Raw genomic sequence first — 25,731 nt, 5'->3', positions numbered from 1 at the left:
AACATATCAGATTCTTAAAGAGCAAGTTTTATTTTTGGGGTATGTTTGATACTTCTATAGCTTTATTCCATAATCATCCTGGGTTACGGCTATTGCCTTCATCCGTTATTAAGGAATTTAGCATGCTTCGGGAATTTAAAAAATTTGCTTTACGAGGGAACGTCGTGGATATGGCGGTGGGGATTATTATTGGCGCGGCTTTTAGTGACTTGGTGTCGTCCTTGGTTCAAGATGTTGTCATGCCACCGGTGGGGCTTTTGTTGGGAAATGTTGATTTTTCAAATTTAGCAATCATTTTGCAAAATAAAACGACAACACACCCTGAAATAGCCATTAAATATGGCCAATTTATCAGCTCACTAATTGATTTTATTATTCTCGCGTTCATTATTTTTTTGATGGTGCGACAGATGAATAAGTTATCTCAGCAACATGAAGCGAAGCCACCAGCAATAAAAATGTGTCCTTTTTGTTGCTCCGATATTCCAGTTAAAGCAACGCGTTGCCCAGATTGTACCTCTGAGCTTGAGTAACCGCTATTCGCCGGCCTGCCGACATTCATTTTTAATGTTCTCTTCACACAATGCTTCACAATCTGAATCGCCTGATTGTTGACATTTTTCCAGACACTGGCTAATCGACTGCTGAACACATAAGCTTTGATCAGTTTGCTGCTCGTCAATCGCGCTATCGCTAAGATCGGCAGCAATAAGTGTACTGAATGTTACTATTAAAAAAAATCCTATAATTAAACGACTTAAATGCATGACTCTTCCCTGGATTATTTATGAAGGGTAAGCATAGCAAAAAGAGGGGATTGTAAAAACTATAATTCTCGCGGGTTCTATACCCCAATTGACATGATTGACAGGTGTGGGATTGAATACACTTAGGATGGTGAGGAGGTAAAAATTGAATATTGGCATTTCGCTTTTAGTGTTTGTCGTTGGTTTGGGTTTGGTTTTGTGTTTTGCCGGCAAGCTAGTAAAGGGTGCCGTTGGGACATCGATTCATTTCGGTGTTTCAGCGTTTGTAGTGAGCGTTATTTTTATTGGATTTGACCCAGAAAACCTAGCTGTGGGCGCGGTTGCCTCAGTGAATCAGGTGCCAGGGATTGTCTTAGGCAGTATTATTGGCTCTACGATGGTGGCGATTGGACTTGCGTTTGGTCTAACTGCCATGTTGTGTCCAATGACCTTTAAACAAGTACCAGTCCGTATTCTTATTTTGCCTAATTTGGCAATGTTGCTGTTTGCCGCTTTAACCTATGATGGCTCTCTTTCAAGGCTGGATGGTTTAATCCTTTTCCTAGGGTTTATAGGTTTTGTTTTGTATTTATTAACTCTGTCGAAACAAGGTTATAACATAGAGTCCTCCCATGATTTTTCTGAGAAAACCCAAAAAAATCAAAGACAAACTCCTCTGAAATCCTTAGGTCTTTTATTGTTGTCATTGTTTGCGATTATTCTTGGAAGCGAAATGATGGTGCTTGCTTCAAAATTCATGATGAGTCATTGGGGAATCTCAGATACCTTTTTCGGAATGATCATTTTGGCGTTTTTAGTCAGCATTGAGGAAGTTGCGCGTGAATTGCCGGCAGCGCTAAAAGGGCGTGCCGATATTAGTTTTGGAAATGTGGTGGGCTCTGTGTTTGCATTCTTTTTATTTAATGCAGGGATTATCGCCATGTTGCATCCGGTTCAGGTCGATATTCAAACGCGATTATTTTATTTGCCAGTCTGCTTTGTCACCATGGTTTTAATTTCAATATTTATGTTGAAGAAGCGAATCACTAGGAGCATGGGGGGGATGATAATGGTGATGTATTTAATCTTTGTAATAGGTGGGTATATACTTAATTAGGACAATCAATTAATTTGTTCTAGAGAAAAATTGAGCCAATTTAACGCAAAGATGTTGAAAATAAGATTTGATGACACGTCTTAATATCTAGAAAAAACCAAGGATGGTGAATATGGAAAACTATAAAAGAAGTTTTGAATTTGTAAATCTAAAAGAATTACCACCAAAACCCCGTACTACTGGCCTAACTGAAGTACGAGGGCCGTATTATGAAGCGTTTACGACCCAACAGCTTCATGGTTTATTGACCACCTGGGGGCATTATATTGATGGGTTGAAGTTCGCCGGCGGCACGCAGTCTTTGCTAACGCCCGAAGAAGTGATGGTTTTTACAAGCATGGCTCATCATCACCAAGTCTATGTGAACACTGGTGGCTTTATTGAACGCATTATGATTCAAAATCCTCCATTAGTGGGTTCTTATTTAGAAGAAACTAAGGCGCTAGGCTTTGATGTGGTTGAAGTATCCAGCGGGATGTTTGAACATCCAAATGATTTTAAGCTAAGCGATCAAATCGAAATTGTTAAAAAAATTGAAAAAATTGGACTGAAAGCGAAGCCTGAAATTACCATTATGTCTGGCGTTGGGGGTGGTTCTAAGGAGTTCGATTACCAGAGCAAAATAAAATCCGCTAAATCCGTTGATGCGCTGCTGGAGGAGGGTAAACAGTTTTTTGATGCCGGTGCACATACGCTTATGATTGAGTCAGAAGGTATTACCGAAGGCATACCGGATCCAAACGATTGGCGAAAAGATGTTATTTTTGCGTTAATTGAGACCTTTGGGATTGAAAAATTGATGTTTGAAGTGTCTCCAGAAGATGATGAAGCCCGGAAAACTTTTAAATGGTATTTAAAAAATATAGGCCCTGAGATAAATCTTATGATGAATTCAAAAAACATCGTAGAATATAATTGCTGGCGAATGGAGCTTTGGGGTGATCGTGATCTTTGGAAGGGCAAGCAAGTGGAACTGTAATTCACTATTGTTCACATTTATAATGGGTTAGAGTGGCTTCTCCAGCCCATTTTATGATATCGCTAACCGTAATACCTGGTTGGCTTCCTCCTGAAATGCCTTCTACGGACATAACCACGTCATCCCGAGCGAAGCGAGGGATCTCCAGCAAATGGCATGTATAAAATTAATGTAAAAAAACACTTAAAAAATTATGTGGTTATGATCAAATCGCGGCATGAAAGATGACGAGCAAACCATATCAACGCTTTTGGCAAAGGTTGCTGAACTGGAAAAAGTCGTACAACAGCAAGCTGCAAACATAGCAGAGCTGGAAAAGCGTCTGAATAAGAATAGCAGCAATAGCTCAACGCCTCCATCAAGTGACGGGTTAGCTAAACCACCTCGTACGACGTCGTTTCGTGAACATGGAAGGCTTACCAGCGGGGGCCAAAAAGGTCACAAGGGCGAAACGTTAAAACAACTCGAGTCACCGGATCTTGTCAAGAAACATGCTGTATTAACATGTCCGGACGGTCGCTGCTCATTAGCCTCATCGCCGGTGATTGGGATTAAGAAGCGAACAGTTTTTGATATTCCACCGCCCAAACTTGAAGTCACACAACCCCTAGCTGAAGTAAAATATTGCGACTGCTGTAATAAAACGATAACCGCATCATTTCCTGGCTGGCAGGGTTTACGAAAAAATATAATGTGGATCGTCTGGTTTATTATGAAGTTTATGGAAGTATCATTACTCCTATTGAACGAGAAAACCAAATCAACGGATGGTCACAAAAAACGAAGCAGGATTTGATTCATGTATTAAATCCTGAGTGGACTGATTTGTATCGAACGTTACTTTAAAAATTGTGCCACTGAAGGGAGATCCCTCGCTTCGCTCGGGATGACGTGGGGTGATGAAAGCCTACTTCCAGCTCTCGTTACGGTGATGTTGGCACTGGCGTACTTTAACTAGCAGGAGCAGACTCTTCATCTAATGCAGTGGAAGGCTCTTCCACTGGTGCAGGAGCAGGTTCTTCCACTGATGTAGGAGCAGGCTCTTCCACTGGTGCAGGAGCAGGCTCTTCCACTGGTGCAGGAGCAGGTTCTTCCACTGATGTAGGAGCAGGCTCTTCCACTGGTGCAGGAGCAGGCTCTTCCACTGGTGCAGGAGCAGGCTCTTCCACTGGTGCAGGAGCAGGCTCTTCCACTGGTGCAGGAGCAGGCTCTTCCACCAGTGCAGGAGCAGGTTCTTCCACTGGTGCAGGAGCAGGCTCTTCCACTGGTGCAGGAGCAGGCTCTTCCACTGGTGCAGGAGCAGGCTCTTCCACTGGTGTAGGAGCAGGCTCTTCCACTGGTGCAGGAGCAGGCTCTTCCACTGGTGTAGGAGCAGGCTCTTCCACTGGTGCAGGAGCAGGTTTTTCCACTGGTGCAGGAGCAGGTTTTTCAGAAGGTGAAAGCTCCATTTTTTCAGTGGCTGCTTCAGATTGCATAACATTTTCATCGGTGGTGGCTAGTTTTTCAGATTCAGTTGAATCAAGCGGAACACCTGGATCCTGTTCTAGTATTTTTTGTTCTTCTTGAAAGGACGCCGGTTGTGGTGGGGGTTCATTTGCGACGATAGTGGTTTCATCTTGCCCCATGGAAGGTGCGATCTCTGTAGTGGTAGGAGCTCCTAAAACGCTGCTTGAAGTTGGGGCTACTGTAGCTGTTTGAGAAATAGTAGCCTCTTTTATCTCTTCACTGGATAATTGTACCACATTTTCTGATACTGGCTCAGATTGTATAAATGTAGTTAATGGTACCGCGGTAACCGCTTCCGTTGTATTTATATTTTGATAAGTGATATTTACATCTTGATTGTTATAAATATTAGTTACATACGTCGGGTTGATATTAGTATTACTGGTATTTACCTGAACAAAATAATTTCTGTTCACTTGATAAGGCGGTATATAGACTTCACCAGGAGCAAGAGGAAACCATCCAATTCCACTAACTCTAGGTCTGGTTTCCAAGCGAAATTGAGTTCCACCAATAAAGCCTACCAAAGCTGGTGCATAGATTGGCTCCACTTCTACAGGGCCAGGAACCCATACCCATCTTTTTTCATAATATCCCCAACGTCCGTAATGAAAAGGGGCAAACCCCCATGGTTGTGCATCGACCCACGTCCATCCCCAACTGCTTATCCATACCCAGCGACCAGTTCTATAAGGTGCCCAGTTTTTTGAAACCTTAGTTGGCACCCAAACACGTCCATATTTTTTAACTGTTATCCATTCACCATGTTGATCAAGATCAACCCGACCAATCATGCCAGATGCTGTATATTGTTTGGCATAAGGTTGCTTTTTTTCACGCCATTTATCAAATGCATCCAGCTTAGGTAATTTCCTGCAAACCGGATTTAGGAGATTCCTGCCGGGAAAAAAGCATTGACGTTCTGATTTTATTGAAAAGGTGGCTTCGACACCGTATGCAGTTCCACTCCCTTTTTTAACGGTAACAGCTGTTGTGTTATCTTGTTTATTTACATCAATACGATAATAGCCGGGTTGTTTAAATGTAAAAGCCAAGTTCGGTGTACTTACTTCATAAGTATGTGCTTTATTTAATTTGTAAACTCGAACAATTATAGAACCTTGATTTAATTGAACTTGAGTTATTCGATTGGTGAGATTAAGTATTTTTAAATGAGATAAGTTATTCAATTGAATATCAGCATAACTAAGTTGAAGCTCAACTCTTGCTTGTTTTGGAGTCCATATCTGACTTCCCCGGGTAGCGGGACGATTCAAAATAGCTTTAACCCATTTTTTTTCACCAGCCGGTAAATAGCTGACGGTTCCATCAAAATAACTTATTCTAGCCACTTGGGGATAAATATTATCTTGCATAGCGGCACGACTCGGATAAGTTATACTGATTAAAAATAAAACCAGAAAACATTGGCACAAGCACACAATATATCTGTTCATCAAACTACCTTGTTTTAGATGACAATAATAATATCTAGTTTAGTATAGCATTTCCCGCTGTCTAGAAATTAAACAGACAGATGTCGGAACTCCATAAAAATGTCATCTTGCAACTACGCTTCTTTTTAAGGCTAATAACTTGAAAGGAGGCAAGGCCAATGGGGTATTAATAATGACTGATAAAGAGCGGCAATTAAAAGCATTACTGGAAATGGTAAAACAAAGACGACTGAGTTTACGTCAAGCAGCTGAGCAAAGCGGCTTAAGTTATCGATAAGTTCTAAGGCCAATCGCCCTAATAATTTAGAGGAGTTTATTGAGCCAGTATCAAAAGAATTGACCCAGCTTAACGTCAATACCAAAGATGCTGTGACTGCGACCATTGAATTTATTATATACAAATTGGGCGATCATTTAGCAGAAAAAAATCATGCATTCATTGCCAGCTACGTTGCGAAAAGACCTTAACTAGGGGGTTGTTGACAATTTATCCCGCTGTCCTACTTGCCGCGATATCGGGTCAAGTCTGGCACAACCTTTACTGTCCTCGGCATCCAAACGATCTTGCTTAACGCCAAATACGCTTTTTCCGCCAGAACAGCTTTTATAGATGAGTAATAGCAAGCTCTATTGCGAATCTATAAAAGCAGTTCTGCCGAAAAAATCGAATCGCCCAAAAGCTAGCATTTTGAACGATCACGGGTATGCATTGACGACTTTCCGCGGTTTTACGCATGAACAAATTAATGTCGTTGCCGCTAATTAGCCGCAGCAGGTGTTTCGTACGACACTGCTTCAGGCGGTGATAAGCGACTTGATTGGCGGGTTTGCTTATGGGCGCCAACAGCGAATAAACCAAGCCCAGATATCGTTGCAGCTGCACCCATCGTCGCCAAGGCAATACCTGCTGCTCCAAAGGTGGCGACATTTAACACGGTAAATGCAAGAGCGATAGCACTTATTCCCACGGCGGCTATAAAACCACCCAAAATCATCATGCTAATATTACTTAGCTCTGTACATGACAGGTTTTTTGTCATGTACAGAGATTGCTTAGTAAAGGGTCATGTTTAGCTATTTCTCGAGCTATTTTGTGATGCCACTTACGCTGCGCTAGTTGAAATGCGGTATTGCCAAAATAATCCTGTGTTTTTAAAACCTCGCTATTGCAATGCGGACTTGCAAGAATGGCGTTCACTGCGTCACTATTTCTTTTCTTGGTCGCCCACATCAACGCGGAATAGCCATCATTATTCTGTGCTTTTAAAACCTCACTATCACACTGCGGGCTTTCGAGAATGGCTTTTACTGCTTCACTGCTGTTTTTACAGGCCGCCCATATCAATGCGGTATTTCCATCTTCATCCCGTGCGAAATTTAATTCCTCATGTTCAGCAATAAACGCTCTCAACGCAGTGACGTCTTGATTATCAATTCATTCTCTAAGTTTAGTAAGCATGGGAGTAGGGCGCTCTATAATTATCTAATCTGTGCAAATATATATCGGCTGATGTAGGTAATCAAATAAATTTGATTTAAATGTGTAGGGAGCAAATAAACTGTCCCCTTCTGTAGCGCAAGAACTGTCCGGATTTGTCTAAACTCTTCTTGTTGAAAAACAAGGAGGTATTGATGAACCGGACACATTTTCGACGTAGGGGTGTAATGAGTTAGCTTTGATGCTCAGGGCAAAATATTGCTGAGCGTCCGGCAATCGTTTCTTTTTTTAAGGAATGTTTTTTATTTTTGGGGCAAGTCATATCCTCTTGATGTGCTAACAACCAAGAGTTAGGGTAGTGTGATGCATTTTTATCGTGAATAAAAATATTCACCGCATCTTTCAGAATGTGTTGCATACAAGAATAGAGTGTTTTTCGCTTCTCATCTTCTAACTTTTTTATTTGTAAGTGAGGATCAATTTCTGATTGAAATAAAATTTCGTTTGAAAATTCATTGCCAATTCCCGCAATTAGGTTTTGATCCATTAAAAATGATTTGATGTTTTTATTTTGATGTTCACTTAGTAAGTTTAAAAATTGGTCTTGACTAATCTCTAGCGATTCAAAACCCAATTGACTCAAGGGATCAATATTATCAAGCGAAGTAGTCAAAAAAATTTTTCCTAGCTTTCTTACATTTATTAGTAAAAGCTGATAATTATTTTGAAATTCAAGGATAATCTTTGCGTGTTTTTCATTCTCGTCTGAGAAATTGTTCTTTAATCCATACTCTAAATTCCCAGTCATGCCAAAATGAATAATAAACAAGTGAGCATGATCATTAAGCTTTGCAACAAGATATTTGCCCCTTCGATAAGCCGTTGTAAATTGATGACCATTTAAAACCCGTTGCAAATAAGAACAGCTTGTGTTTTCAATAAAGTCTTCATCGTTACAAAACGTCGTATCAATGATTTTATGAAGACAAGTTGAATTAAAATAACGCACAAAACCTTCTACTTGCGGTAATTCCGGCATTGTTTAAATCCTTTTTAAATAATCCTGGAAGCAACTATAGTGAAGAATTTAAATTTTCTCAAATTGTACATTTTTAGTCTATAGTGAACTGGTGTAATGAAAAAAGTGAATATTATTTCAAGGAGGACTTAAAATGAAACAGTTAATTTTCTCAATGCTCGCGGTAAGTGTCCTATCTGCTGGTTTGATTGGTTGTGGAACCCGTGGTGAAGTAGGTGCTACTGGAGGTGCGGCAGCTGGAGCTGGTGTTGGCTTGGCAGCTACTGGAACACCTTTAGGCGCAGCTGTTGGCGCGGGTGTAGGCGCTTTGGTGGGGAAAGAAGCAACGGATCGCGATATTGTAGTCTATCGTAAAAAAGGCGTTGTTTATCACGATGGGGTTGCTTATCATATTCATGACGGTAGGTATGTGCTAGTTCGATAATCTTAAATGCCGGGCGTACTGTTGCCCGGCTTTTTTATTACACCATCCTAAATACCTTTAACACGAGTACCCATTCACCATGTTTTGAATCTATTTGCTACACTTATAATGAGTGAGTCATTGTTGACCGCAAAAATCAATTTAAATGTTGAAAAACACTAAACTAAGCTTTAAGACTTGCAATATTCTTTCATTCACACTGGCTGCCATTGTAGGCTTTGTTGGATTGGCTGAAGTTTTTTCTTGGATAATGCAAGCAATATGTTTATTTGAGTTACCGCCTTTACTTCAAATGCATATTTTTACTGCTCTGGCTTTTTCATTTTCAGGTATAGGGTTATTAATGTATTATTTATTCCCTACGAGTCGCCTATCCTATATCGCTAAATTCTTCGGCGCGTTAGTCTTTTTGCTCGGTTTTGCAATTCTGGTACAATATATTCTTACAGCCTTCGATTTGGTCATCTATCGGGAAACTAAAGTCTGGTTAATGGCACCCAATACGGCTTTTTGCTTCATAATCCTAGGTCTGATCTTGCTGTTATTACAGAGAAGCCTGGTTAAAAAACTTTATTTTTATCCCTTATTGTTGTCGACATTAATTGCTTTATTTTCTAGCTTAGTTTTGCTTGATTATACGTTTAGCTTTTCCTCAACCTTTGGTTGGGGTGGTTTACGAAACATGTCGTTGTTGTCAGCGACCCTGTTTTTTTTGTTGTCCATTTCTGCTTGGATCTTCCTGTTCTTAAAAACGCTAAAAACAGGTATTAGCAACCAAGTTTACCTCGCTCCCTTAGTTGTTTTTGTGATTGTTTCGCTATTATGTATAGGACTGTTTGAAATATTAACCCTCAAAGAAAGGATGGATTTACGCAAAGCAATCGCAAGTTTCTTGCCACAAATTGAAACCAGAGCGAAAGAAGTGGTTGCATTACAACACTCAGCATTGAAGCGCATGGTTACTCGTATCAATGACCAACATTATATTCTGAATAAGCAGTGGCATAACGATGCTATATCCTATCTTCAAGATAATTCTGAACTCATGTTAATAACTATTTTAGATAAGGATCTAAGTCCAAAATTCTATCAATCAAAATTAACGCCTGAGCAAACAAAGCGGTTACTTGAACAAATTAAAGAAGAATTACCTAAAGTAACGATCGACCCGTTTGTGAGCCAGCCTTTATTATCTGTCAATGATAATTTTGCAAGTTGGATTGTAATGCCAGTGTCGCCCCTCGATGCCTCTAGCGCTTATTTAGCCACATATTATAACTATCATAAATTGTTTGAAGATTTTCTCTCCCCCCCAGTAAAACAGTTAATTAACGTCACTTGGTATTACCAAAACAAAGTCGCTTATGAAAGTATTAATGGGGAAAGCTTCATTCAGGGTAAGCAATGGGCACAACAGCACCAATTTACGCTGAATGGCTATCCATTTACTATAACTGTATGGCCAACCCCACTGTTTATTGATAAATACTTATCCTACATCCCAGCTGGGTTTTTAATATTTAGCCTGCCATTTGCTCTGATGTTCGCCATATTGGTTTATTATTGGCAAATGATGAACACTAGTAAAAAAAACCTGCAATTGATTATAGATTCGGTCAATCACGGAATTTATGGTTTGGATAGTGAGGGAAAAATAATATTTTTTAATCAAGTTGGGGCTAAAATGCTTGGATACGCGCCTGAAGAAATGCTTGGAAAAGTTCAGCTTTTTCTCAACCATCATAGTTATCCTAGTTCGCCATATCCACGAGAGACTTATCCGATTTACACTTCGTTTAAGGATGGTCAATCGCGTTTGGTTGAATCAGAAGTCTTTTGGCGTAAAGACGGAACAAGCTTTCCTGTAGAATATCAAACGGAACCGATGTTTAGTAAACATGGTAAGTTGATTGGTGCCGTGGTTTCTTTTTCAGATATTACTGAACGTAAACGAATGGAACAACAAATTAAAGAACGAAATGCAGCCTTAGAGGCATCAAATAAAGCGTTGGAGGCGTTTAGTTATTCTGTGTCACATGATTTAAAAGCACCTTTACGGCACATTCTTGGGTTTATTGACTTAATGAAACAAGATCGCAATAACCAGTTTAGTGAGGAAGGCAAACGACACTTATCAATTATTGGAGCAGCAGCAGCCAAAATGAGTCGTTTAATTGATGATTTATTAAAGATTTCTCGAGCCGGGCAAGTTGTACTAAAGGTGAAGCCTATCTCATTAAATAAACTCATAAAAGAAATTGAACAAGAATTTAATACTGAAATAAGCGATAGAAATATCTCATTGCAATATAGTGATTTGCCATCGGTTTATGGGGATGAAAACTTAATGCGATCCGTCCTAATGAATCTTATTAGCAATGCCATTAAGTTTACAGAACAGAAAAAGAAGCCTTTAATTGAAATAAAAGCTCAAGAAAAACAGGATGATTATGAAATTTCGGTTCGCGATAATGGTGTAGGTTTTGAACCTCAATACAGCGATAAAATATTTGAAACGTTCCAGCGCCTGCATAAGGATTCAGAGTTTGAAGGAACCGGAATAGGTCTTGCTATCGTAGCAAAAATAATTAACCGCCATGGTGGCAGAGTATGGGCAGAAAGTGAGATAAACCGAGGGACAACCATTTATTTTACATTGCCTAAAAGGACCGAGTTATGGATGAAGTAAAAAAACAAATCTTATTAGTGGAAGACGATGATAATGATGCTGAATTAACGATGCTTAAGTTACAAGAGTATAATATTGCTAACAATATAATACGCGTGACGAATGGCGAAGAGGCTCTAATGTATCTTAATCGTCAAGGACGTTTTGCAGACTGTCCATCAGGTAGTCCGGCGCTAGTACTTTTAGATTTAAAATTACCTAAGATCAGTGGGCTGGACGTCTTAAAAACCATCCGAAGCAAAGAGTGCTTAAAACATACGCCTGTTGTGGTACTTACTTCCTCAAAAGAAGAGCAGGATTTATTAAAAAGCTATGAGCTAGGAGTCAATGCCTATGTCGTTAAACCGGTTGATTTTAATCAGTTTGCAATGGCTATTCGGGAGTTGGGGGTTTTTTGGCTAATGATTAATACACCACCTCCCGATTAATACTACGACTGAGTGCTATATGAATAATTATCGTATTCTACATCTCGAAGATGACCCCTATGACGTTGAGTTGGTACAAGCAGCATTAACGACGGACTCTTTTTCTGGAACTATCAAAGTAGTATCCAATAAAAAGGCGTTTTGCGAAGCTTTAAAAAAAGATGGGTTTGATATTGTCCTAATTGATTGCAGTATTCCTTATTTTAATGGGCTGCAAGCATTAAAGGCCTTACAAGAGCTAAGCCATGCAACACCAGCCGTGATTGTTTCAGGGATGGTTGGAGACGAGCAAGCGGTGAAGTACATTAAGCAGGGTGCCGTAGATTATGTCCTGAAAGATAATCTTATCCGTCTGCCTAACACCATAGAACGAGCGATCCTTGAATCGCAGGCTCGTGAGAAAGCTAAAGAAAATGAATTAATCCAACAAGCTTTAGTTAGCTCAACCCAAGCCGGAATGTTTAAAGTTGATGAGTTAGGAAACGGAGTTTATGTCAATCAACAATTATCTCAATTAACAGGATTTTCAGAACAAGCTTTATTGGGGCAAGGTTGGTTGAGATGTATTCTCCCAGAAGATAAGGAACGGGCGTTTAGTGCCTTGAAGACGAATTTAAAACGTGGAGAGTCCTTCCAGTTTGAATGTCGACTTAGATCCGCGTTAGATGATGTGATTTGGGTTCGTGTTTTTTGTGATCCGGAAAAAAAAGATGGGGAACTTACAGGATATTTCGGAACGGTCATTGATATTACAGAGTTCAAAAAAATGCAGCACAAACTCGAAGAAGCAGCACGAATTGACTTTTTAACCGGACTTCCGAATCGTCTTGCTGCCCATGAAACTTTAAATATCCTTTTAGAGAAACACAAACGTGGTAAGCTCGCCTCCTTAACTTTATTCTACATGGATTTGGATTGTTTCAAGAAAATTAACGACACTTTAGGGCATCAAGCTGGCGACTTCATATTACAACAAGCTAGTGAACGCTTTAAGAAACTATTGCGAGATACCGACTTTGTTGCTCGTATTGGTGGTGATGAATTTATCATCCTATTGGAAGAATGTAACGAAGCCTATAAGGTTAATCAGTTCGCCGAGCGAATTCTAAGAAGTTTTCAAAGGCCTTTTATGGTTGATGGAGAGGAGAGCACAAGTACGATTAGCATTGGAATTATGCACATCGATCGGATTGTTAAAGAATTGAGTGCTATTGACGTAATGAAACACGGTGATCAGGCGATGTATCGTGCTAAAGCACGGGGCCGTAATCGTGCAGAATTTTATACTCAAGAACTTAATGAACAAATTCAACGAATTGTTGCAATGGAGCAGGATATTCGTCGCGCTTTAAAGAAAAAAGAATTTTCGTTAGTGTATCAACCGCAGCTGGATGCAATTACAAATAAAATCATTGGATGTGAAGTGTTGATTCGTTGGAATCACCCAATTAAAGGTTTTATTCTTCCAGATCTTTTTATTCCTATCGCCGAAGAGGCGAACTTAATTAACCCAATTACTGAATGGGTTGCTAGTACGGCATTAAAGCAACTGGGGAAATGGATAGAAACCGATAATGACATCTTTAATCAAAAAAAATTTTTATCCATTAATCTTTCAGCCACTCAAATTGATTTTCGTATTGCGAATAAGCTTATAACGCTATTAGAATCACAATTAGAACGCTATAAAATTGACCCAACACTGGTGGTGCTGGAGATTACTGAAACAGCCGTGATGTCAAATGTTGTTCTAGCCAATAAAGTTTTAAATACATTCACCGAAATGGGGTTTTCAGTGTCCCTTGATGATTTTGGTACTGGGTACACTTCATTGAGTCATTTAAAATCATTGCCTCTATCGGTATTAAAAATTGATAAAAGCTTTATACAAGATTTGGAAAATCCAAGCAGTCAGGCGATCACCCGCAGTATTCTTTCAGTTGCTAAAGCCTTAAATTTGCAAGTCATAGCAGAAGGGGTTGAAACCAAAGCACAGACAGAGTATTTAAAAAAACATGGATGCATTTATATGCAAGGATATTACTATGCTAAGCCAATGCCAGCCAAAGAGTTTGAGAAATTTATAAAATCACAAAACAATTCATGAAAGTTGTTTTCGAGGTACAAAGCGCCACAAGGAAAATAATCGACCATTGAGACTTGCGATACGCTCTAAAAGAATCAGAATCGATAAATAATAATACATCGTCCAGCCATGGGAAGGAACATGGGTATAAACCAGAACGTTATAGAGTTGAAGAATATTTATAAGCAATAGCAGCACCCATGGTAAGCATTTAAAGGTTTGTTTTAAACAATAATAATAGCCAGTGACAAGCAATAAGCCGGCTACAAAACCCCCGATAATATCGACTAGGGTATGAAACTCATAATGAATCATAGCCGCTCCAATTCCTGATAAAACCAGAATTAACAATATTCGATACCACCAGTAAGGAAGGTAAATAAGCCACCATAAATAAAAAGCGGTTGAAAGCTGCATATGACCGCTTGGAAAAGCATAATGCACAGTGCTGATCTTCGGTGATAGAGAGACTTTAAACGTTCCTTTTAAGGCGACGTTTAAAATGAGTCCAAACGCAATCAAGCAGAATGTTTGAAAGAACAGTCGCAGTCCTTGCTCCTTGTACAATAAGGAACCAGCAAAAGCAATCAAAAGTACAGGCAGATAATGCGAAAAGCCTAATAATATATCCGCGGCAAGATCTGACATACTCTCTCCAAATTCTGTTATGCTCTAATTAAGATACTGTATTTTAAGGAAAGAATCATGGCAAAGGGACAATTAATTATTATCAATGGTGGATCGAGTGCAGGCAAAACTTCAACTTGTGCGGTATTCCAGGACTTAGCTGAAAAACCATACGTTCGGTTGGGAATTGACCGCTTCTGGTCTTCAATTCCTCCAAAACAAATGCAACTTGATAGCGCAACACCAGACTATTACACCGCAGAGACTTATTATCAAGACAATAAGCCATACTTTCAGGTTACACCAGGTCCTGTTCTCGATAAGGTTATGTACGCAAGTTACGATGCCATTGCCGCCTATTTAGAGCTTGGATTAAATGTGATCTCTGATCAAATTTTTTGGAAGCCAGAATGGTTCGAGCGCGCTCTAAATATGTTTCATCCCTTTAAAGTATATGTCATTGCTTTACACGTATCTGATGAAGAGGGCGCAAGACGTGAACGCGCTAGGAGTGTACTAAGTACAAAAGATACTGCAGCTGGAGGAAGACCTGATGGTTGGAACCGTTGCAGTGCTTTAGTCACTCATAAAAACATGAGCTATGATCTATACCCGTAATCTTTCAAAATGCGTGATTTATGCTTTTTCTTTTTCGCCCTGCCGCATTTTAAAAAACTCGCAAGGGAATGAGCCATTACTCGCTTTTTAAAATGCGGCAGGACAAAAAATAAAGGCGCCTAAAAACACGCATTTTGAAAGATTACGGGTATAGAAGTGGATAATACGAATATTTCAATCATGGAAACTGCATCTAAAATCAAAGATTATATTGATAAGACCAATGATCCTAAAGCCTTTCAGCAGTTATATCATAGGTTTAAAAATCGTACCGTACAGAGAAAAAAATAACTTCGTTCTGGACAAAAAACACTCATGCCTGTAATCCTTCAAAATGCTTGTAAATACGCCCTAATTGCAAAAGAGCCACATATTCTTAAATTATTTTGCTTTCCAAATAGACGCAATTAGGCAACCAATCCCTATAACGGCTAATATTACAGACCTTGGGTTGTTTTGAATGTTTTTAGAAATTTTACGCGAATAACGTTTTACATTTTTTTCTACTTTGTGAAGATTTTTTTGAGCCTGTTCATAGACGTGATCTGCTTTTTTAGTGCCTTGTGAAACCAGATCGCTGGTTTTTTCCATCGCCTGATTACTTAAAGATTCTGCTTTTGATTTTAACTTGTGTACGTTTTTCATTTGATTACTCCTTTAATGATTGATCCTTAACGAAAAGGCTAAAAATAACTTAGTTATTATTTAAGAATAGCCAAAGAAAACGCGGCTGTCATAGAAGATTTTGAAAAAACCAGCTCTAAAAAAAGTCATGCCTTTGAAATTAAAGAATTTGTGAAAGAAAAAAAAATTGACTCCATCTTTTATGAGACCCCTTATTATTTAGAGCCTAGAAAAGAAGGAAAAAAAGCATATTCGCTTTTGGGGGAAGAGCGAAGCGAGTAGTCTGAACCTACAAGATTGCGTCACCCATAAGCAGCGTAGCAAAGAGGGATAAACAAAGTGCCAATAGGTGCGCAAAATAAATTCACAAAGTAGATTTTATTGCATGCTTATACTCCCTATGTTAGGATTCGCGAGGAAAAGGATATGTCACTAACAGTGAGAGAATTAAATGGCTAAGAACGCACAATTTATAGAAGCATTGAACAGTATGGCGCTTGAGAACTCAGAAGCCAAGCAGGCACTTTTAGATTTAATGCAGGCTGATCTAAGTGATGGAGAAAACTTTAGAACTAAAGTTGTTGAGCATTATAAAACCTTTGGTTTAGAAGATGATTTTATTCAAGACCATTCCAATGGGGATGATTTCCTGCATTTTGCTGGTTCAGGCGAGAATTATGAAGAAAATAACTTTAGAGCATTACAACGTCTTGCCGCTGAAAAGTATGTTAGTTTACATTTACGCCTGCTTTCCAACGAGGCACTCACTGCGCTAGAAGAGTCAACTGAACCCAATACTACGCTAAATACGCTAGAGCACTACATCCCAGAGTTAGGCAGAGCATACCATTTTCGCGGTGAAGACAATGATCCTCCAGTCTTGACTATTGACGCGTTAGATGGTATTCGGAATCAAGCGGCTGCTTTAAAATCCTCACAACAGCCCGGATTGATGGGTAATCAAGAGGAAGAACAATTTATTGAAAAGTTCGAGGTACTACTCCGTCAACTGGGCAATATAAAAGTCGAACAACACAATGATGTCCAAAGGAGCTTAGGAGCACTAATCCAAGAAGTAACTTCTTTAAGGCACTCCAAATCATCACAAATACCTGAACTTTGTAAGGTGTTAAACGCCACTATCAATTTGTTTGAGTCGAATGATAAGACTCTTGAAGAAAAAGTCGATGAATATAAGCTGTTAGCTCAAACAGTGCAAGGAAATCCAGCTAAGCCCTTACAACAGCTGAGTAATTTAATGTTTGCCTTGGGCATAACAATTCTTATTGCCGGAATTGTGTTAATCCCATTTGCACCCCTTGTTGCTGGAGCAGTAACCGCTGGAGTAGGCGCTGGCTTGATGTTATTTGGTACTTTTTATCATCCAAAACAAACTGGATTGGCAAGAGCTATGAACACGGTTGCTGATCAAATTCCTGAGCCTTTTCAAGAATTAACCGATGCGGACTACGACTCTTATAACATATAATCCTGGTTTAGGACTGCCTATTAAAAATAAATGGTAGTCCTAATGCTTTGCAATTAAGTCTTTAGACATTTCAGTACTAATGGAATTGAGAAAGTGAACAAGTAAAGACGGCCAAGGTTCGACTGGGTATCTAAACTCTTAACAATAAAGGCAGACGGTCTTTCGCAAATAATCGATAATTAAGAATAGGGTTTATGTCTGGCGGTACAAAACAGATAAAGAAATCCGATAAGGGAGACACCAGCTATCCACTTAGAAAAAGCATATAGATTTCTTAAGCCTGGATTGGCTTTTTTCACAATGTTAAACTCATCAATATATACCGTTTCACATGCGCCATCACCCGTGTCATCGCGCGTTGTGCTTGTGCCCCGAGAGCTGCCATTTAAATTGTTTTTATATTCTGCTAATACCCCTTTAAAATGAATGACATCGCCTATTTCAGCTTGTCGTAATGTATTTTTTATTAAATAATTATCGGTTAACAAATGATTATTCGACATAGCATTTGATTGAAACATATCCCCTGTTTTATCGTCTGGCCAATAAGACCAGCATGTCCAGCTATCACTACTGAATTGCATATTTTTATAGATCCCAGAGCTCACATTAGGTTCCCAAATCACACAAAGATCACGGACATTGATAAAGTCTTTCCAGCGCTTATGGTGCCAAATATTGGTGAATCCATCTGCATCACTATAACTGACTACAATGCCTGTGAGTTCGTAATCAAATTTAGGTGTAATCGTATATTGTTGTTTATTTGCCACAACGGAAAAAGGTGTTCTTTCCGTTTTAGATTGTAAAGGAGCTTTCAGTAGCTCTGGATCATATGCAGTTGGATTGGGTAAATTATCTTTATAGTAATAGGTGATCCCCATTAGCAAAATGCTAATGATAAAAACCCATTTAAATAAGCGTTGATAATACAAGTGTTTAACTCTTCCGGACGTATCAATAATGCGATGTATTATTATAATTAAAGCACAATAAAGCAGATAAGAGTAGAAAACTCTCTGCTTAGTGGACTGATTTGCTCAGATCATCTTCTGAGTTGCAAGGTTATCAATCAGGAAAACGGGGCTTTACTACCAGACTTAAGTTTTTTTTGCTTTTAAATTGGTACAAAGCGCTGAGCCAGTTGCAATATCACCAGTATCTTCACTAATATAAACAAAGTCTGCTACCAGTTGCTGGGAGGATTTTAAAGTAAATTTAGTGAACCCACTGGCTTTAGGGGCCGCAACAGAATGAAAGTATTGGACGAAAATATTTTCTTTTTTAGATGGCTTTAACATTCCAACATCTTTTGATCCATCGGCATAGGTAAACTGCGATTCATAGAGTCCTTTTTTATCATGGGCTTTAATCTCAAGCGTTCCTTTAAATGGTTTATTGTTGATATTGGACTCACCTGCACACTGATAGGTTCCAGTAATTTCAGCCTTTGCCAATACTACAGGGCTAAATAACATACCAATCATAATACTTCTAATCCAGATTGAACGATTCACACGCAATCTCCTTTTGTGGGTTTTATAACAAATAAAAGTAGCATTAAGAATCGGTATTTACAATGAGCGAGTAAGATCACATTCTATACCCGTGATCGTTCAAAATGCGACAGGACAAAAAATAAAGGCGCCTAAATACTCGCATTTTGAACGAGCACGGGTATATATCAACACGATGTTTATTATTACTGGAGGTTTTATGCCGCTAAACCAAGGAGAGGCTCAGCAAGCAATCAATATAAAACTAAATGAAATCAAATATATAACAATGATGGGGGACAGCCTATCGGATCGTGGGACGGTTAATCGAGCGTTTTTATTCGGCATCATTCCTATGCGTAAAATTGCTGGGCTAGAACAGCGCTCTCCCGATGGACGATTTACCAATGGTTTGGTATGGGGCGACCATGTGACAGCGAGCATCGCTAGTGACTTTACTATTAAGCGGCTTGAAAAGCGATGTCATTTGCGTGATACCGATATTGCTGATGCAGTCATTATGCGTGATCAGCGAATTTTACGAGCGATTTACGATAGCTATTCTTTAGATGACGATAAATATGTTCGTTACCATAATAAATTATGGGTGCGAAGCTATTGTGAGGGTGGGTTAATGTCGCACGATTATAGTTGGGCGCTTAGTTGGAATCTCAAGCGTTTTTTTTCTCGTTTGATTTTATCAGCACTGGAGGACATGCGGCATAAGCTTTTGCAATATGACAGAAAGCATAATATCTCTTGTAAACAAAAAAGTGAGACATTAATTATAGAATGGTCTGGCGCGAATGATTTGATTACCGTCAATGCTAAACCCACACAGGAAGAAGTGAATCGCGCAATCGCTGCGCGTATGGATAATGTAAAAAAGCTCATTTCAGCGGGTTATCGTAACTTTATTTTGTTCAATCTACCTAACTTATCTTTAACGCCACGTTTTTATAATAAAAGCCAGGCTGAACGAGATGAGGCTGCCCAATGTTCTCATTACTTCAATACGAAATTGCAAGAAGCCTGTGCGGCTTTGGCAAGCGATTATCCCTATTGTTCGATTGATGTGTTTGATGTTAATTCGCAGTTTGAAAAGATTTATCAAAACCCCACTAAGTATTATTTTGAAGAAGAAAAAAAACATCTTGCCTACTCAGACTCACCTGATTTTAACCGACCCTCAAAAGGGATATCACCAGCTCGTGGATATATATATTACGATGATGTACATCCCTCTGCAGATATGCATGCTTTATTAGCGGCTCATTTTTATGAACACTTAGGTAGACAATATACCTTATTAGAGCCTGATAAAATCATTCGCCAAAAAAAACGCGAGTGCACAGAAGAAGAATTATTAACTTGTTTTAGAAGACATTATGAAAGGCGATTACACCAGGATAAACAAGGTTTTTTTAGTTTTTTGAGGCATTCAAATTTGGACTATAAAAACGCATCCTTAGAGACTGTATTAAGACACGCCTTAACTGAGGGTGGAAATCGAACTAAAGCGGTATTAAAAGAGCTCGGGTGGTTAAATGACAAGGAGAAAATAATATTAGACTCCGAACATCTAAAAAATGCCATGGAAGCGGTGCAAGCGGTGGATGAAACACATCGCTCTATGTTGAGTTCATGGATGCGTTAAAGGTTAAAGCTATAGAGTTTTTTTAATCCTCAGTGTCTATAATGAGTTACATTTAACGGGTAGCCCGGATGAGGTAAAACCCAATCCGGGTTGTTAGGTGTTAGCCCAGCCATTTTAAACCAAAATAGGGACCATTGAGTGCAAAATTAGTGTCAGATCCTTGAATAACAGTGTTGTTATCACTGCGTAATACATCAAAGTAATTAAGGAACATATAGCCAACATCTAGGCTCAAAACTCCCTTTGAGTTCGTATAGTCGTATTTAACACCCAGTTTCATTTCCATTTCAGGCACAACCCCAAATCGTTTACCCGTTGTACTTTTATTTAAGATAGCGCTATATTCATCAAACTTAATGTTTCCTGCAAGCATCGCTGCTGCACCATTACCGTACACTGAGAGGCCATCGATTTTTGTCAATCCGTACAATAGGTCAACTCCAAGACGAGGTCCAACACCGTTATATCGCATATAATTAAGACGATACTCGTCAGTAGTCAGTCCGTTAATTGTAAGAATGTTGTTTACTGTGGTTTTTAACTGGGCAAATTGAGCTCCACCATGAAGCCGAATATTTTTATGGTCAATAAAATCAACACGTTGCCCAAGCTCTAGGTTAATGGCATTCCAAGTCGGCTTAATTGTAAGAAAGCTCGATCTTAAGTTGGTTGGGTCATTGCCAAAGTCAACAGAATAGCGATATGTTGCATCGTAAGAATACCAGTTAAGGTTGATATCATTACCCTTATTGAAATGATATGATCCTTCTAATTTGAAACCCCAATTCCATTTGGTTTGTACGGGATTTTCTATATCACGCGTTGAAGTTATTGCGCGATCTGAAGTAAAAGCAAACTCACCGCTGTAAGAAGGACGTAGGTACAATGCTTCTGCACCAAAATCCCAGGCAGTAGCTTCACAAGGAACAGTTACATTATCAGGGGTACATACGGTGCCCATCGTTCCTGCAAACACAGCAAGATTAGCACATTGCAATACAGTAACAGCGATTAGATTCTTTTTAAAATTCATTACGTTATCTCCCTATTCTTTTTGACTTGGTCGGCCGGTGGTTGTTTTTGATTATCAAAATTTACAACGATTTAAATCAAAGCTCCCTGCTACAAGGGTCTAAATCGTGAGCCAAATTGGCTAGTGCCATCTGACATCCTTGAGATATATACCCGTGATCTTTGAAATGCGTAATTTATGCTTTTTCTTTTTCGTCCTGCCACATTTTAAAAAACTCGCAAGGGAATGAGCCATTACTCGCTGTTTAAAATGCGGCAGAACAAAAAATAAAGGCGCCTAAAAATACGTATTTTATACAATTGGGTATAGGTCACCTGATTCGAGCATAAGCGTACCGTAAGTGACGCCTGTGATACAAGTGAAATATTGGACGATCGTGGACTAGGTTTACTGCGATAAAAGAACTGGTTGAGCCTAGAAAGTCTAAAGCGCAAATAAAATTAAAGCATCAACCAAAAAAATGGTTGATGCTCAGATCCTTTTAAATCAGTGCTTGGAAATTTTCTCAAGGGCGTCACCGGTTAACTCATCTTGGCAATGAAGAGCAATATCCCCTAGTGAAACAATTCCGGTTAAATTTTTATCTTTATCAAGTACAATTAATCGTCTTATTTGCTTATCTTTCATGCATTCGGTGGCTTCTTTAATGTCATCGGTTTCATAACAGTAACAAACGCCTTTATGCATGATGTTTTCTACGGGGGTATCCAGCGCTTTTTTATTGGCAACCGCTTCAATCACAATATCCCGATCGGTTAAGGTTCCAACGATTTTGTTAGTGCTTTGGTCGCCAATTGGAATAAATCCTGTATCCAGTTCTCGCATTTTTTTTGCGGCGTCACTTAGAGTTGCTGAAGTAAGCAAGAATCTGGGATTAGGTGTCATAACGTCTTTGACTTGCATGATACTCTCCTTGTATTTTTTAAAGATCACTCGAGGTGAATGATAAACAATTCCTGTACCATAATTATACAAGAAGGAAAGATGTAGGGCAAGAAAACGGCTTGGGATGCTCGATTAGCTGTCTAAACTCACAAATAATAAATGCTTATTTTTTCTTTACTTACGTTCAAAACCGGTTAAATATAGAGGTAAAATTATTTTTTCTAGTGATGAAATGAACTACGACCAAGTTGTTTTGACTATTATTTTAGTGCTCGCGTTGGTTGCGTTTACCACTAATATTGTACGCTATGACGTAGTAGCATCACTTGCTTTATTGCTCACCGTTTTTTTCGGATTGATCCCTGTCAAAAAAACCTTTACTGGTTTTAGCCATAGCGCGGTCATCACGGTTGCAGCCATATTTGTCATTAGCAAAGCCGTTGAGAATTCAGGCGTTTTGTCACAAATAGCAAACTACATTCGCTTAAGAAAAAAGAATATTCCAAAACAGAATCTAGCGCTTTGTTCGATGGTTGTGGGGCTTTCTGCCTTTATTAACAACGTCGGTGCCGTGGCATTAATGATTCCGATTACGTTAAAAATTGCAAGAATTAAAAACATCCCTCGCCAGCAGATGCTCATGCCCTTAGCGTTTAGTTCTTTGATAGGGGGCCTAATTACACTAATTGGAACGCCGCCCAACATTATTATTTCTGATTATCGTAAACGATATATTGGAGAAGCTTATTACTTTTTTGATTTTGCTCCGGTTGGCTTGGGCCTGGCAATTGTTGGGGTGCTGTTTATCGCGTATTGGGGCTGGAAGCTGATTCCTCTTCCTAAGGGTAAGGAGGAACAAAAACCAACTGAGAAATTCACAGTAGAACTTAAGGTTAAACCCAATTCTTCATTAATTAATAAAAAAGTGGCGTCGATGTTGAATGATTATGAAGACAAAATTGAATTATTGGCCATGGTACGAGCTGAAGAAGTTATTCGTGAAAACATGGGTTTTTATACAGTTTACCCTGGCGATTCATTTATTTTAGAAACTGATAAATGGACGGTGAATGAGTTAATCGATCAATATAAACTTAGTGCTGAATACAGGCCTGAGATTAAAAATTCAAAGACAAAGCCTCACTTTTTATCTGAAATTACCGTATTGCCACAATCTCCATTACTTAAAAAACCTATTGAAGCATTAAAACTTCCAGAAAGCTATGGCATTGAAATTATTGCCGTAGCACGAAGAAATACGACCGTTACAGAACGAATTAAAGAGCTTAAGCTCAAACCCGGGGATGCTTTATTAGTAAAATCAGAGTTTAAAATATCTCCAGACATATTAGAAGCGCTAAATGGTGTTTTTTTAGACCAAAAGCATGTTAGGCCATTTTCAAAAAAAGCCAGCATAAAAGTCATTACGATTTTTGCCATAGCGCTTTTGGCTATTATTTTCAATTTGGTACGTGTGGATGTGGCCTTTTTTGCAGCGGCCGTCTTAACGGTGATAACGGGCTGTTTAAGTTTGGAAAGAGCGTATCGCAGTATTAATTTGCCGATAATTGTGCTTATCGGAACGTTAATTCCGGTGGGTGAAGCAATGGAATCGACGGGTACTGCCAAGTTGCTCGGAACGACATTATATTATTACGGTCAAACGATGCCGCTAGGCATCAACCTTTTTTTGTTAATCCTGGTGGCTATGATTTTGTCTAATCTCATTAACAACGCCGCAGTTGCATTGATTTTTGCGCCCATCGCTTTGCAAATGGCTGCAGATTGGAGCGCTTCGGCCGATCCATTTTTAATGGGGGTGGCAATTGGCTCTTCCTGCACCTTCTTAACCCCAGTCGGCCATCAGTCCAATACCCTTATCCTAGGCCCCGGTAATTATCGATTTTCCGATTATTGGCTTATGGGCCTACCGCTTACCGTTATCATCGCGTCAATAGGAACTTTACTCATCATGCTCTTCTGGCCGTTTTATTAACTAAACACTGGATCAAAGGTAATTTTTGCAAAGCACTTTAATGATACAAGATTCTCTATTAGCAGCAAACCATAAGCTTTTAAACCTCTGTACATGACAGGTTTTTTTGTCATGTACAGAGCTTTTAAACCTTAAGCATTTATCCTGCTCATTATGTTGGCTTTTTGGGTGGCAGTCGACTCAACTGGATTTAAATGGGTTCGTCGAATCCTTTAACGATGCTTTTGATTACAGAATCGACCGACATCATTTTAGTAAAGTAATCCCGCATCCAGGCGTTAAACCCAGAGCTTACAAACATCATTTTTGCAAGGCGCCTAGAATCATTTTGTGCGCCTTCAACCCGTTTTTTACGTCGTTTTTCAAATAGATTTAACGCATGAGGAATAAATTCCGCACCCGTTCTTGACAAAATGTCATTAAACGCTGCAGCAGATTCCAGAGCCATTGAGGCTCCGACACCTGCCGTAGGCAAAAATGCGGCAGCAGAATCCCCAAGCAATACAACTCGACCTTTATGCCATTTCAAAGCGCGTTGATCTTTAAGCGACCAAAAGAAAACAGGATGATCGTCAGGGGGCAGATCCTTTAAAAATTCAGGATGAATGCTAAATATGGATTCAAAATGGTTGTTGAGGTATTGTTTTCGACTTTGTCCTTGCAAAGCATCCTCAGATGAAGGATGATTCACGGCTGCAATTAGTCCAACTTTATCGCGAACAGGATAACCACCAAAGAAAGTCCCTTTGCCCCAATATTCGCGGATGGTATGTCTTGGAAGCGTGTCTAGATCTGACCACCAAACCCAGCCGCCCCAGCCAGTACTGAAGTAATGATATTCATCTTCGTTTAAGATTAAATCACGAATTGCTGAGTGAAGGCCGTCAGCACCAACCACTAAATCAAACATACCATTGCTTTGGTCTGAAAATTGAATTTCCACTTCGTTCTTGTGCTGCAGAAGTGTGGAGACTTGCATATTAAAACGTATCTCTAAGTCTTTGCAGGCTTGGTAAAGAAGATTTAAAAGCTCATAGCGGGTGATCAGTTGATAGGGTCCATATCGTTCGACAATGGGTTGGAATGAAAAGTCTTTGAGTTTTTCGCCTGCGATGTTATACGCCTCATAGTTTTTTCCTGGAGCAGACACTTCAAGGTATTGATCATAGACCTTTAGCGCTCGTAATACACTGGCCCCAGTGGGGTAGAGTCCAAGCATATAACCCACATCCCCAATTGATGCTGCTTTCTCAATGACGGTAGGGTTTAACCCTCGCTGTTTAAGCAGCCCTGCGAGTGTTAAACCAGCAATCCCTGCTCCTACAATCAGCACCCTCATGGTGTACTCCTGTACAATCACTTGATTTATTAACTAATATAGCTGATTTTATAAGAAA

At 39.3% G+C, this 25,731-nt stretch carries 25 protein-coding genes; 13 read left to right on the top strand and 12 right to left on the bottom strand.

Features of this window, described 5'->3' with window-relative positions:
• The first annotated feature begins 122 nt into the window (after positions 1 to 122).
• Positions 123 to 533 carry a large-conductance mechanosensitive channel protein MscL gene (mscL, locus tag E1O47_RS00595; protein WP_133129328.1) on the top strand — a complete coding sequence of 137 codons (411 nt, stop codon included), beginning with the start codon at positions 123 to 125 and terminating at the stop codon, positions 531 to 533.
• 3 nt (positions 534 to 536) lie between these two features.
• On the opposite strand, the gene E1O47_RS00590 is transcribed toward mscL, so the two are convergent.
• Positions 537 to 767, bottom strand: coding sequence for a hypothetical protein (locus E1O47_RS00590; RefSeq protein ID WP_133129327.1), 231 nt, complete (start codon positions 765 to 767; stop codon positions 537 to 539).
• 145 nt (positions 768 to 912) lie between these two features.
• Here E1O47_RS00590 and E1O47_RS00585 point away from each other — a divergent pair, with 145 nt between their 5' ends.
• The 3 genes from E1O47_RS00585 (at position 913) to E1O47_RS00575 (ending at position 3,638) form a co-directional block, all read left to right on the top strand.
• Entirely contained in the window at positions 913 to 1,863 is a 951-nt protein-coding gene (locus E1O47_RS00585) for a sodium:calcium antiporter (protein ID WP_133129326.1), read from the top strand.
• 112 nt (positions 1,864 to 1,975) lie between these two features.
• Positions 1,976 to 2,842: a phosphosulfolactate synthase gene (locus E1O47_RS00580; RefSeq protein ID WP_242601944.1), complete on the top strand. Its 867-nt coding sequence runs from the start codon at positions 1,976 to 1,978 to the stop codon at positions 2,840 to 2,842.
• A gap of 217 nt (positions 2,843 to 3,059) precedes the next feature.
• On the top strand, positions 3,060 to 3,638 hold the full coding sequence (locus tag E1O47_RS00575) for a DUF6444 domain-containing protein (RefSeq protein ID WP_133129325.1): 579 nt from the start codon (positions 3,060 to 3,062) through the stop codon (positions 3,636 to 3,638).
• A gap of 154 nt (positions 3,639 to 3,792) precedes the next feature.
• On the opposite strand, the gene E1O47_RS00570 is transcribed toward E1O47_RS00575, so the two are convergent.
• The 4 genes from E1O47_RS00570 to E1O47_RS00555 form a co-directional block, all read right to left on the bottom strand.
• Positions 3,793 to 5,805 carry a DUF6600 domain-containing protein gene (locus E1O47_RS00570; RefSeq protein ID WP_133129324.1) on the bottom strand — a complete coding sequence of 671 codons (2,013 nt, stop codon included), beginning with the start codon at positions 5,803 to 5,805 and terminating at the stop codon, positions 3,793 to 3,795.
• 758 nt (positions 5,806 to 6,563) lie between these two features.
• Positions 6,564 to 6,845 carry a hypothetical protein gene (locus tag E1O47_RS00565; protein WP_133129323.1) on the bottom strand — a complete coding sequence of 94 codons (282 nt, stop codon included), beginning with the start codon at positions 6,843 to 6,845 and terminating at the stop codon, positions 6,564 to 6,566.
• Positions 6,842 to 7,240: an ankyrin repeat domain-containing protein gene (locus E1O47_RS00560; protein WP_133129322.1), complete on the bottom strand. Its 399-nt coding sequence runs from the start codon at positions 7,238 to 7,240 to the stop codon at positions 6,842 to 6,844. The genes E1O47_RS00565 and E1O47_RS00560 overlap by 4 nt, the downstream gene beginning before the upstream one ends.
• Positions 7,241 to 7,475: 235 nt before the next feature.
• Positions 7,476 to 8,282, bottom strand: a complete 807-nt coding sequence (locus E1O47_RS00555; protein WP_133129321.1) for a DNA-formamidopyrimidine glycosylase family protein — start codon at positions 8,280 to 8,282, stop codon at positions 7,476 to 7,478.
• A 133-nt stretch (positions 8,283 to 8,415) separates the two neighbouring features.
• On the opposite strand from E1O47_RS00555, the gene E1O47_RS12395 reads away from it, so the two are divergent.
• From E1O47_RS12395 to E1O47_RS00535, 4 genes are all read left to right on the top strand, one after another.
• Positions 8,416 to 8,706, top strand: coding sequence for a glycine zipper domain-containing protein (locus tag E1O47_RS12395; protein WP_207384267.1), 291 nt, complete (start codon positions 8,416 to 8,418; stop codon positions 8,704 to 8,706).
• Between the two features lie 145 nt (positions 8,707 to 8,851).
• Complete coding sequence (locus E1O47_RS00545) at positions 8,852 to 11,395, top strand: PAS domain-containing sensor histidine kinase (RefSeq protein ID WP_133129320.1); 2,544 nt, start codon at positions 8,852 to 8,854, stop codon at positions 11,393 to 11,395.
• Positions 11,383 to 11,823 (top strand): response regulator, encoded by a 441-nt coding sequence (locus E1O47_RS00540; RefSeq protein WP_133129319.1) that lies wholly within the window; start codon positions 11,383 to 11,385, stop codon positions 11,821 to 11,823. The genes E1O47_RS00545 and E1O47_RS00540 overlap by 13 nt, the downstream gene beginning before the upstream one ends.
• 19 nt (positions 11,824 to 11,842) lie before the next feature.
• Positions 11,843 to 13,930: an EAL domain-containing protein gene (locus E1O47_RS00535; RefSeq protein ID WP_133129318.1), complete on the top strand. Its 2,088-nt coding sequence runs from the start codon at positions 11,843 to 11,845 to the stop codon at positions 13,928 to 13,930.
• On the opposite strand, the gene E1O47_RS00530 is transcribed toward E1O47_RS00535, so the two are convergent.
• The gene (locus tag E1O47_RS00530) at positions 13,925 to 14,557 is read right to left on the bottom strand and encodes a phosphatase PAP2 family protein (protein WP_133129317.1); all 633 of its coding nucleotides are present in this window, start codon (positions 14,555 to 14,557) and stop codon (positions 13,925 to 13,927) included. The two genes, E1O47_RS00535 and E1O47_RS00530, sit on opposite strands and share 6 nt — an antisense overlap.
• Before the next feature lie 57 nt (positions 14,558 to 14,614).
• On the opposite strand from E1O47_RS00530, the gene E1O47_RS00525 reads away from it, so the two are divergent.
• Positions 14,615 to 15,154 (top strand): phosphotransferase-like protein, encoded by a 540-nt coding sequence (locus E1O47_RS00525; protein ID WP_133129316.1) that lies wholly within the window; start codon positions 14,615 to 14,617, stop codon positions 15,152 to 15,154.
• 381 nt (positions 15,155 to 15,535) lie between these two features.
• Here E1O47_RS00525 and E1O47_RS00520 read toward each other — a convergent pair whose 3' ends face one another.
• Positions 15,536 to 15,799, bottom strand: a complete 264-nt coding sequence (locus tag E1O47_RS00520; RefSeq protein WP_133129315.1) for a hypothetical protein — start codon at positions 15,797 to 15,799, stop codon at positions 15,536 to 15,538.
• A gap of 66 nt (positions 15,800 to 15,865) precedes the next feature.
• Here E1O47_RS00520 and E1O47_RS12650 point away from each other — a divergent pair, with 66 nt between their 5' ends.
• Positions 15,866 to 16,060 (top strand): Ku protein, encoded by a 195-nt coding sequence (locus E1O47_RS12650; protein WP_423202742.1) that lies wholly within the window; start codon positions 15,866 to 15,868, stop codon positions 16,058 to 16,060.
• A 169-nt stretch (positions 16,061 to 16,229) separates the two neighbouring features.
• Positions 16,230 to 17,267: a hypothetical protein gene (locus tag E1O47_RS00515; RefSeq protein ID WP_133129314.1), complete on the top strand. Its 1,038-nt coding sequence runs from the start codon at positions 16,230 to 16,232 to the stop codon at positions 17,265 to 17,267.
• A gap of 179 nt (positions 17,268 to 17,446) precedes the next feature.
• Here E1O47_RS00515 and E1O47_RS00510 read toward each other — a convergent pair whose 3' ends face one another.
• Positions 17,447 to 18,151 carry a hypothetical protein gene (locus E1O47_RS00510; protein WP_207384266.1) on the bottom strand — a complete coding sequence of 235 codons (705 nt, stop codon included), beginning with the start codon at positions 18,149 to 18,151 and terminating at the stop codon, positions 17,447 to 17,449.
• Between the two features lie 216 nt (positions 18,152 to 18,367).
• Positions 18,368 to 18,784: a hypothetical protein gene (locus tag E1O47_RS00505; protein ID WP_133129312.1), complete on the bottom strand. Its 417-nt coding sequence runs from the start codon at positions 18,782 to 18,784 to the stop codon at positions 18,368 to 18,370.
• Positions 18,785 to 18,983: 199 nt separating this feature from the next.
• On the opposite strand from E1O47_RS00505, the gene E1O47_RS00500 reads away from it, so the two are divergent.
• Complete coding sequence (locus tag E1O47_RS00500; protein ID WP_165475002.1) at positions 18,984 to 20,420, top strand: SGNH/GDSL hydrolase family protein; 1,437 nt, start codon at positions 18,984 to 18,986, stop codon at positions 20,418 to 20,420.
• A 100-nt stretch (positions 20,421 to 20,520) separates the two neighbouring features.
• Here E1O47_RS00500 and E1O47_RS00495 read toward each other — a convergent pair whose 3' ends face one another.
• Together E1O47_RS00495 and E1O47_RS00490 are read right to left on the bottom strand one after the other, a co-directional pair.
• The gene (locus E1O47_RS00495) at positions 20,521 to 21,453 is read right to left on the bottom strand and encodes an Lpg1974 family pore-forming outer membrane protein (protein WP_133129310.1); all 933 of its coding nucleotides are present in this window, start codon (positions 21,451 to 21,453) and stop codon (positions 20,521 to 20,523) included.
• 486 nt (positions 21,454 to 21,939) lie between these two features.
• A complete protein-coding gene (locus E1O47_RS00490) occupies positions 21,940 to 22,356 on the bottom strand; it encodes a CBS domain-containing protein (RefSeq protein ID WP_133129309.1) in 417 nt (138 codons plus the stop codon).
• A 214-nt stretch (positions 22,357 to 22,570) separates the two neighbouring features.
• Here E1O47_RS00490 and E1O47_RS00485 point away from each other — a divergent pair, with 214 nt between their 5' ends.
• Complete coding sequence (locus E1O47_RS00485) at positions 22,571 to 24,334, top strand: SLC13 family permease (protein ID WP_133129308.1); 1,764 nt, start codon at positions 22,571 to 22,573, stop codon at positions 24,332 to 24,334.
• 190 nt (positions 24,335 to 24,524) lie between these two features.
• On the opposite strand, the gene E1O47_RS00480 is transcribed toward E1O47_RS00485, so the two are convergent.
• Positions 24,525 to 25,673 (bottom strand): FAD-dependent oxidoreductase, encoded by a 1,149-nt coding sequence (locus E1O47_RS00480; RefSeq protein WP_133129307.1) that lies wholly within the window; start codon positions 25,671 to 25,673, stop codon positions 24,525 to 24,527.
• Positions 25,674 to 25,731: the final 58 nt, after the last annotated feature.

Source organism: Legionella yabuuchiae (assembly GCF_900640115.1).
In the GTDB taxonomy this organism is placed as follows: domain Bacteria; phylum Pseudomonadota; class Gammaproteobacteria; order Legionellales; family Legionellaceae; genus Legionella_A; species Legionella_A yabuuchiae.
Note: the sequence above shows the minus strand (reverse complement) of the source record. Positions and strands in the feature narration are given on the sequence as shown.

Excerpts from the sequence above, each read along its gene's own strand:
- mscL (WP_133129328.1), top strand. The coding sequence starts at position 123 with ATGCTTCGGGAATTTAAAAAATTTGCTTTACGAGGGAACGTCGTGGAT.
- E1O47_RS00590 (WP_133129327.1), bottom strand. The coding sequence starts at position 767 with ATGCATTTAAGTCGTTTAATTATAGGATTTTTTTTAATAGTAACATTC.
- E1O47_RS00580 (WP_242601944.1), top strand. The coding sequence starts at position 1,976 with ATGGAAAACTATAAAAGAAGTTTTGAATTTGTAAATCTAAAAGAATTA.
- E1O47_RS00575 (WP_133129325.1), top strand. The coding sequence starts at position 3,060 with ATGAAAGATGACGAGCAAACCATATCAACGCTTTTGGCAAAGGTTGCT.
- E1O47_RS00570 (WP_133129324.1), bottom strand. The coding sequence starts at position 5,805 with ATGAACAGATATATTGTGTGCTTGTGCCAATGTTTTCTGGTTTTATTT.
- E1O47_RS00565 (WP_133129323.1), bottom strand. The coding sequence starts at position 6,845 with ATGACAAAAAACCTGTCATGTACAGAGCTAAGTAATATTAGCATGATG.
- E1O47_RS00555 (WP_133129321.1), bottom strand. The coding sequence starts at position 8,282 with ATGCCGGAATTACCGCAAGTAGAAGGTTTTGTGCGTTATTTTAATTCA.
- E1O47_RS12395 (WP_207384267.1), top strand. The coding sequence starts at position 8,416 with ATGAAACAGTTAATTTTCTCAATGCTCGCGGTAAGTGTCCTATCTGCT.
- E1O47_RS00545 (WP_133129320.1), top strand. The coding sequence starts at position 8,852 with ATGTTGAAAAACACTAAACTAAGCTTTAAGACTTGCAATATTCTTTCA.
- E1O47_RS00540 (WP_133129319.1), top strand. The coding sequence starts at position 11,383 with ATGGATGAAGTAAAAAAACAAATCTTATTAGTGGAAGACGATGATAAT.
- E1O47_RS00535 (WP_133129318.1), top strand. The coding sequence starts at position 11,843 with ATGAATAATTATCGTATTCTACATCTCGAAGATGACCCCTATGACGTT.
- E1O47_RS00530 (WP_133129317.1), bottom strand. The coding sequence starts at position 14,557 with ATGTCAGATCTTGCCGCGGATATATTATTAGGCTTTTCGCATTATCTG.
- E1O47_RS00525 (WP_133129316.1), top strand. The coding sequence starts at position 14,615 with ATGGCAAAGGGACAATTAATTATTATCAATGGTGGATCGAGTGCAGGC.
- E1O47_RS00520 (WP_133129315.1), bottom strand. The coding sequence starts at position 15,799 with ATGAAAAACGTACACAAGTTAAAATCAAAAGCAGAATCTTTAAGTAAT.
- E1O47_RS00515 (WP_133129314.1), top strand. The coding sequence starts at position 16,230 with ATGGCTAAGAACGCACAATTTATAGAAGCATTGAACAGTATGGCGCTT.
- E1O47_RS00510 (WP_207384266.1), bottom strand. The coding sequence starts at position 18,151 with ATGGGGATCACCTATTACTATAAAGATAATTTACCCAATCCAACTGCA.
- E1O47_RS00500 (WP_165475002.1), top strand. The coding sequence starts at position 18,984 with ATGCCGCTAAACCAAGGAGAGGCTCAGCAAGCAATCAATATAAAACTA.
- E1O47_RS00495 (WP_133129310.1), bottom strand. The coding sequence starts at position 21,453 with ATGAATTTTAAAAAGAATCTAATCGCTGTTACTGTATTGCAATGTGCT.
- E1O47_RS00490 (WP_133129309.1), bottom strand. The coding sequence starts at position 22,356 with ATGCAAGTCAAAGACGTTATGACACCTAATCCCAGATTCTTGCTTACT.
- E1O47_RS00485 (WP_133129308.1), top strand. The coding sequence starts at position 22,571 with ATGAACTACGACCAAGTTGTTTTGACTATTATTTTAGTGCTCGCGTTG.
- E1O47_RS00480 (WP_133129307.1), bottom strand. The coding sequence starts at position 25,673 with ATGAGGGTGCTGATTGTAGGAGCAGGGATTGCTGGTTTAACACTCGCA.